Annotated in this window: 4 protein-coding genes; 2 read left to right on the top strand and 2 right to left on the bottom strand. The window is 33.1% G+C overall.

The genetic code is table 11. From position 1 onward, the window contains the following. Window positions 1–3,553 (bottom strand): beta strand repeat-containing protein (locus ACZIYX_RS23130; protein ID WP_462684636.1); only part of this gene is annotated, 3,553 nt, incomplete at its 3' end. Between the two features lie 74 nt (window positions 3,554–3,627). Continuing rightward, entirely contained in the window at window positions 3,628–4,458 is an 831-nt protein-coding gene (locus tag ACZIYX_RS23125; protein WP_462684635.1) for a hypothetical protein, read from the bottom strand. Window positions 4,459–7,046: 2,588 nt separating this feature from the next. Between ACZIYX_RS23125 and ACZIYX_RS23120 the strand changes: the two genes are divergently transcribed. Continuing rightward, window positions 7,047–7,922: a helix-turn-helix domain-containing protein gene (locus ACZIYX_RS23120; RefSeq protein WP_462684634.1), complete on the top strand. Its 876-nt coding sequence runs from the start codon at window positions 7,047–7,049 to the stop codon at window positions 7,920–7,922. Window positions 7,923–8,262: 340 nt separating this feature from the next. Further along, window positions 8,263–8,442, top strand: coding sequence for a hypothetical protein (locus ACZIYX_RS23115; protein WP_462684633.1), 180 nt, complete (start codon window positions 8,263–8,265; stop codon window positions 8,440–8,442). The last annotated feature ends 187 nt before the right edge of the window (window positions 8,443–8,629 follow it).

The following is an 8,629-nucleotide window of genomic DNA, read 5'->3' as shown; positions in this document are numbered from 1 at the left end:
CTGACGGAACATCCACATTAACCGTATAGGTAACCACACCACCATTGCTCATATCCGTAACTGTCTCATTAAGGTCGCCACTGCCACTGGCATTAGGGATCGTTGCGCTACCACTGGTAACCACTGCACTCCAGCTGCTGATCGTGGTTCCCACAGGGGCAGTATCCGCAACCGTAACACTTGGTGCGGCACTTGGACCATTATTGGTCATCGTGATGGTATAGGAAACCGTAGTACCAGGGGTAAACGTAGTGATACCATTGGTTTTTACTGTTACTATATCGTTAGACGGGGCATTGGTGTCCGGGCCATCCGTACAAGAGGTACAGGTCGGGTCCGGGTCTGTGGGGCTCGTCACCGTGGCCGTGTTGCTCAAACTACCGCTAAAGTCTGACGGAACATCCACATTGACCGTATAGGTAACCACACCCCCATTGCTCATATCGGTGACCGTCTCATTAAGGTCCCCACTGCCACTCGCATTGGGGAGCGTAGCCGTGCCACTGGTAACCACTGCACTCCAGCTGCTAATTGTGGTTCCCACAGGGGCAGTATCCGCAACCGTAACACTTGGTGCTGCATCTGGACCATTATTGGTCATCGTGATCGTATAGCTGACCGTAGTACCTGGGGTGAACGTAGTGCTGCCATTGGTTTTTACCGTTACTATATCACTTGATACAACACAAACACTAAATGTACTATTAGTCACATTGCCCAAACGAGTAGCATCGGTAGTATACGTTAATCCTGTTATTGCTCCATCCAATGTTACCCCTGTATTGTCTACTACTCCTCCATAAGTACCATCTGCATTAGAATCTGCCGGTAAGCTTAGATAGTCCGCATTATTTATATTATAAGCTTCATTGGCATCATTACAACCATCACCATCACTATCTGTATTTAAGTAATCTGCAGGACTTGTACCCACAGTGTTAACAGGTGTTGTCCCTGTTCCTGCACTGCTCGGTACTCCGTTTGTAGTAGGGGTAGTACCCACAGCTCCATCAGCTTCTCCCAGATTAGTTGTGCTTGGTGTACCTCCTGATTCTACCACGTCATAAATTCCATCATTGTCACTGTCAACATCCAAACGATTTTCTATACCATCACCATCGGTATCACAGATTACCCTACCTAACACAGAATATGCAACTGCATCTCCAGATCCAATATTTGAACCTGTAACAACTAACTCCGTAATAAGAGTTTCAGAATTCCCAACCAATATAATATTTTGATTATTTGTAATCCCCAAACCAGATATCACACCTGTAGAAATATTATAATTCATTCTATTTGAAAGTACTTCGGCTCTTCCAAATAAATTTATAGGAACACTTCCTCCATTTACTGTAACCGTGTAAGATGCTGTAGGAGAATTTTGTCCATCCAAATCATTTATATAAAATGCTATTTCATTTGCAGGAACCCCAGGAGAGAACGTAACTGTATATACTATATTACCTGATTTAGCAACTCTAGTACCTGCTCCATTATCATTAATATAATAGCGTATTTGTCCATCAGAAACATTCATTGTATTACTTTGAGTAACAAAACCAGAAAGCGTATAGGTTGCTGTACTTGTTGTATTTCCTATCCAAGCCCCATTTGTATTCTGTGCTTTAAACCCTTCACAATTTTCTTCTATATCCAAAATACCATCATTATCATCGTCTAAATCTGTAGTATCTGGCACACCATCATCATCTGAGTCTACCGCACAAACCGATTTTGTGTTATTTTTTACGTTACTTAAACGGGTGGCATCAGTAGTATAAGTTAATCCCGTAATAGCTCCATTTGCCGTTACCCCTGTATTATCTACTACACCCCCATAAGTACCATCGCTATTCGAATCTGCGGGAGAACCTAAATAATCTGTATAATTTATATTATACGCCTCATTGGCATCGTTACAGCCATCCCCATCACTATCTGTATTTTTATAGTCCACAGCCGTAGCTCCAATTGTATTGGTTGGAACGGTTCCTGTTCCTGCCGAACCAGGTATTCCATTAGTAGTGGGTGTATTACCTACTGCTCCATCGGCTTGGCCCAAATTAGTGGTACTTGGTGTGCCACCTGATTCTACGACATCATAAATACCATCGTTATCACTATCTACATCTAAATGGTCAAATATTCCATCGTTATCTGTATCACAAGATCTATGCTTTATTCGCAACAGTATTCCATTTTGGGAAGATGTGCTTTGACCGCCACTAAGTATGGTGGATGTTAAAGAAATAGTATTTGTATCATTAACCGTATACGCTGCCAATGGCCCTAAGACATTTAGTGTTCCCCCAACAGGATTGGTTATACTATTTGAAGTAATTATTAAGCCTGTAGTTGGAGGGGGGCTTGACAAAACCCCACCGATTGGACTGAAACTAACCGACTCCCCATCTGTAAATTGCCCATCATAAGATATTCTTATTTCTTCCAATGGAACAGAAAAAGTAAAATTAACTGTTCTGGTACTGCCTATTCCATTTGCTACTGTTAGCCAAGGGCTTCCTACACCTCCAACCAAATCTGAAGTTGGTGTAGCAGACCCTGTAAATGTATATTGAACGGTCATACTCACCCCATCTAATTCAGAAAAGCCTGTAATTGCTCCTAAATCTGCAATTGTTTGTCCTCCCGGTGCGCTTATTCCTGCATCGGTCAAACCGATATCCTCCCAAGTTACGTTTGAAAAAATTGCACACTCTGTATCATCTGGGATACCATCATTGTCATCATCTAAATCACACACGTTATTAATACCGTCTGCATCGGGGTCATTTATTGTAACAATTCCTACAGTAGCCCCATTGGTACATTTATCAAAAAACGTTCCTATAGCAATTGCTGTAATGCCCGAAATCATTGTCCCCGACAAACTACTATCTTCTGTATTTCCTGTCGCCCCAAAAGATCCTGATAAATTTACCCACTGTGTACCATCCCACCCAACTAAGCGTAAATTTGAAGCTGGAGAAAATGAGCTAACATCTGGAATACTTACAGTAATTGTTACCCCATCTGATGTATTGCCGATATCTTGCCAATCCCATTGTCCTACAGGACTTACAGAAGTGATTCCTGCACCAAAAGAATTTATATCATGCATTCCTGCATTTGGTACAGTTGGATCTAGATTTCCACTAGGGTCCCCTGCTATCCAAGCCGTTGCAAATACTGAGTTATTTGCTATTGTACCACTTGTGATTAATGTACGCAAATCTGTACCATCACCTACTGGAAATACAAATCCTTGATTTGCAGAGTTAACATAATGTTTAACATATCCATTTATGTTATATGTATCGTCTGGATTGGTGTACACGGCTGTACCCCAAGCACTAAAATAACCTGGTATAGCTCCCCTAAAAGTGCTCCATGTTTTTCCTGTAGGTGTAGGCAAATCTATACTGCTAAAATTAACAGCCTCTTCTCCTGAAAACACATGGTTTCCTGTTTGCGCTACAGACATATTTGTCCATGCACAAAAAATTATTACCGATACAATTCTACTTAAAAATGTAGTTTTAATCATAATTTATACGTTTAACAATTATGTACTAATTATTTAAATATTAATTATAAAATCTTTTAACCAATACATAAATTTTATTCCCCTAAATAAATGAATGTATTTACTACTAAATAATTGGGTTGGTTATTAATACTTGTATCGCTACCCCCACTACTTACACTTACAGTATGGGCATGATCCCCATTAGCATTTATAGTAAGTGTATGTGCATGATTACCCGCAGATCCTGTAGAATAAGTTCCAGAAGTATTATCTGCCAAAGGGTTACCGCTCCCTCCATCTGTACTAAAAGTAGTATTCCCTCTATCTACATAAGAGTGACTGTGAATACCTGCTGCATTTGCTGTACCTGAATGACTATGGCTTCCTGCAGTAGCAGCAGTACCACTAAAAGTAACATTTGGCAAATTAGCCTGGGTCAAAGTAGTACTATTTTGCCCTCCTGTTAACAAAAGAGTTTCAGCATCATTATTTTTAGTTTTCAAAAATTTACCGCTTGCATCTGGTAAATTACCTGCAAGCCCTAATGAAGCGGCTACAGTTTGTGCATTTGCAGGAAGAGATGATATAGCTCTACCATCTAATAAATACCAACCATCAAAATCCGAAGTTCTTATACTTGAAGTAATTTCACCTGTTTTACCACACATACTTTTCCATACAGAATTGGTATGTATATGAAGACATTTTAAGTCTGTATTATACACCAATGCTCCTTCTAAAGGTGTTGGTATGGCATTCATTTGTACTGTTGTCATACGCGGTGGCACAAAAGCTTTGGTAGTACTTTCTACTTCTAATGCGGAGCCATCATCAATTGTAGTTGGGTTGTTTCCTACTTTTACTTGTGCTGCTATTTGCATCATGAACAATGTGATGATAAAAGTTGTAGTGATTTTTTTCATTTTTATTATTTTAAATATTACAGATATTTAGGAAATCTTTATTAATTGCTATACTATCTATGTTTAGGGATCAATAAATCCATAAACTATGCTCTAAAACTTATCATCAGGAAATCAAATTATAATTAGGTATAACATAATTGTTGGTAATACAATTGGTATCGCACATATCTCCTGACCTAGAAATATTAGCAATTTCCTGTGATTGTGCCGCTAGGTTTTTTTGTTTATTTTCTGTTTTTCTAATTAATGAAAAAGTAATCCCTATAGAATACCTTTTAGCCAGACAAATAACACAAGTTAACTTAACGACCTATCTTTTGGCTCTATATTTTCAGCTTTTTTTACATATCATCATATATTTATGTTGGTGTTTTTTTTGTCTACATTTACTTTGAGTAGTTTTGCTACGATTATTTAATAGTTGCCCTTCATCATCATAACCAATAACACTTTTTATCTTACTTAGTTTGACATTTTCTTGAAATAACATAATCTCTTCATGTACTATAAGTTTCAATAGTTTTTTTAATAAACTATTTCATTATAATGCCAGCAAAAGTGTAAATAAACTACTCTTCAATTCTTAAAAATGAATCAATTTTAGAATCAAAGTATTAAAATAAATTTAACATTTTATTGCTTTAAAAAAAATAGCTATCGTTAAAAACACATTATATTTCGATAAAACGCATGTTTGATTCGGCGAATGGTAAATTCAGATTTAAGATACTTACTTTTTAAAAGATCATATACTTCTCCAAATCCATAAATATATTATAGTGCATGTGGATTCCCAAGAACTAGCATTGTCTTGTAACTTTATAGTTATTTCCCTACAATACAAATCTCATTGACTATTTTGCTCAATTATATGCAATAACCAACTTCTCTTAAAAATTTGACATTGCATTTTTTTTGCAAGAACATAAACAACCATAGTCTAGCTAAATAATCGGCTTAAAAACTATAATGTACATGCATTATATCAAAATAAATTTCAGAAAATGATATTAAGAATGATTAAAAAAGTATTATTACTGTGTTTAATACCTATTCTTATTGCTAATTACAGCGCGTGACAGCATAAAAATCATAACTATAACAATAATATGCTTTACACAACTGAATCCATTTTTAGATCAACAAGTGATAGTTATAATAACTTGAAGAATAAAAAACACTTTTGACTCCTTTTAACATAATAAGTATTATCAAAGAAAAAATTGATAGTCGATATACCATTAACTGTATATGACTAAATTTTGAATGACTAAAAAGGTCTGGGTTTATTTTAAAAAAGTTATTTTTTATAAAAAATAACTTTTTAGGAAATACTCGAATGTACTCAAGAAAAGTAATCAGGTAATACTTCATCATAATGATTAGGTTTTATTCTCAAAATTCTTTGTTATTCACGCCCTGCTTTTGTTAGCTCGCCGAAGTTTTACAATTGGCAGGGTTGTTTTTTTATATTATAATCTATCTATTAAGTAATGTTTTTTTTGTGTTATACAAAATTTTATTTTTAATAATTATGATATTAAGCTATCAAAATCTTTAAAAAGTACAATTCATATTTTTCAACCTTGTTTATATTTAATAATAGATACCAATAGCTTATAAATTATTATTATGTTGCTAACACCATTTACACTTTGAATTTACCGCAATAAAATACTCTTTTTTATTTCTACTTCAGAATAAAAATGAACCGTAGCAAATGCTATGCTTAATTTTTCTCCTTCGTATAAACAAAAAAATAGTCCATTTTCTTCTATAGTAAATTCAAAGTACAACTGGTATAAATATATTAGTTTCAGATATTATATGCTATAGGAACATAAATCTTATTTATTTTTAACTTCTCTTAATTAAATTACAATCAATGATCAGACAGAGTTTCTTTTCTCATAATTTTATTTCCTAAAATTACTACGACATTAAAAATTTTGTTGTGTAAAAAATGAAGTTTTTAATGTAAAAAATGAAGTTTGTAGATTTAATACAGTCCAATCTAATTTAGTGTTGGTACAAATGTTTCAATTATTCTACCTTATAAACCCGAATTTCTATATTAAAAACCAAGGGGTTTTCTCTAAAAATTTAATTTAAAGCCATAGTGATTACTATAGGTTATCCACATTTAAATGACCTCTCATTTTATTTTTATAATATAAACCTATTTTCCAGACTTCTATCAATAGATTTATTTAGCGGCATTTTTGTATTATGGCAATAGGAAGAGAGCCGTACTCGATTAAATAGACTTTCCTTAAAAAGGGCGCTGCAACTAATGTAAACGGTCATTCCATCCAAAAAAGGTTATAGGTTTTTAACGTAGAAAACTCACATTATAAGAATTACAAAAATTTTGTTTAAATAACTCTCGTCAACAAAGTCACATGTAATTTCTGTAGCAAACAAAAAAATATTATTATAGAAATAAGATTGTTATTTTTTAGTAATTTGTCCTACCCTAATAATACTATGTCAAAATGTTATTTATTGAAAATAGAAGTAATCTATACGTTCTTTATTTTTAAATAGAAAAAATAAGAATACTCAAAAAAAATACATTTATTATTATGCCAAGAACAATTTTTAAAGATATTGTGATTCTAGATTTTCAAAAAATGACTTTTTTTGATTTTTGCGAATATACAAGTATTCGTTTTTTTGAAATTATATATTTTAAAGAAGGGAGTGGAGTAATAAAAATTAATGGAAAAGATGTTTCATATCATGCAGATAGTTTTTTTATTTTCGTTCCAAATGACCTGTATCAACTACAGATAAATATGCCTACTACAGGATCTTCAATTAAGTTTCTAACGAGTTTTTTTAGTAATCCCTATAAAGGTAGTTTAGCTCCTCAATTTAAAGATTGGTTTCAAAAAATTGAAATTATTTTAAATAACAAAAAACAAATTGGAGAATTTCAATTTCAATCAAAATCAGACAAAAAAAAACTGTCATCACTAATAGAAATGATTTGTGATGAAAATCAAAAAGATCAAACATATGATCCTGTCATAATTCAAAATTTACTATCTACAATAGTACATATTATTATACGAAACTCAAATCAAGTAAACATTCCTGATAATTCAAAAAAACAACCTAAAGGAATTCAAGAAATTATCAATCATATTCATCATCATATTTACGAGCCAGATTTGCTTTCAAGTAAGTCTTTAGCAGAAAAATTTAATATTTCCAGCAATTATATTGGGCAATATTTTAAGAAACATACAGGTATTAGTCTTAAGAGATATAAACTCAATTATAAATTAGAACTGGTTGAGGCACGTTTAAAATATACAAATATGAATCTTTCGGAAATTGCTTTGGAACTTCGTTTTATAGATGGTAGTCATTTAGATAAAATTTTTACTATTTATAAAGGAATGTCTGTTGGCGCTTTCAAAAAACGTCTAATAGAAACTCAAAAATATTTGTAAAAAGATAATTAGTATATTTTAAAACATCTAAAATTAACATGGTCTCACATTTTTAAAAACAACCTTTCGATTATGAGTATAGAGATTCAAGTTTGTTAAAAATAACAAAGAATAATAAAATAATTCTGTCGCATCTGATAGATTTAATTCTAAAGACAGTTATTGATTATGAATTCTAACTAGCTAACTAATAAAAATGACTTAAATATTGATATTCTGTTCGAAGTCAATCTATAAAATACTATATTTTCAGTACTCCTTTTTGGGTGTAATGAAAAAGTATTGTTTTTTTTGATGCTTAAATTTCTTCTTCATAGAAGGTTGCAAATTATTAATCCGTATGAAGATGAAATTCAATGAAAAAAGATCTGATGCAGGTAATGGGGATAGCTCATGTTTAGTAATAAACAATGCCGATAATCCTGAAGACATGATTGATAAGCTTATTCTTCCTTCTTTAGATTTTAACTCTATAGAACCAGAATTTCCAATATCGCTAAGTGAAGCTGTATCTTTTTGAGGATTAAATATCTGTAAAAGCAAAATACCTCTTTACTTCCATCATGGATTCCAGTCCTGTTCTTCAACGGGATGAACTGTGCTTAAAAACAAATATTTGGTTGATAATTTTCTATATATTTCTGTTTTGATGTGTATCCTTCCGTCTAAGTACATCTTGATTTGATTTATGCTTGCGGCTATTTTTG

The sequence above is a fragment of the Aquimarina sp. genome, assembly GCF_977115655.1.
This window is presented reverse-complemented; position numbering and strand designations above follow the sequence as displayed.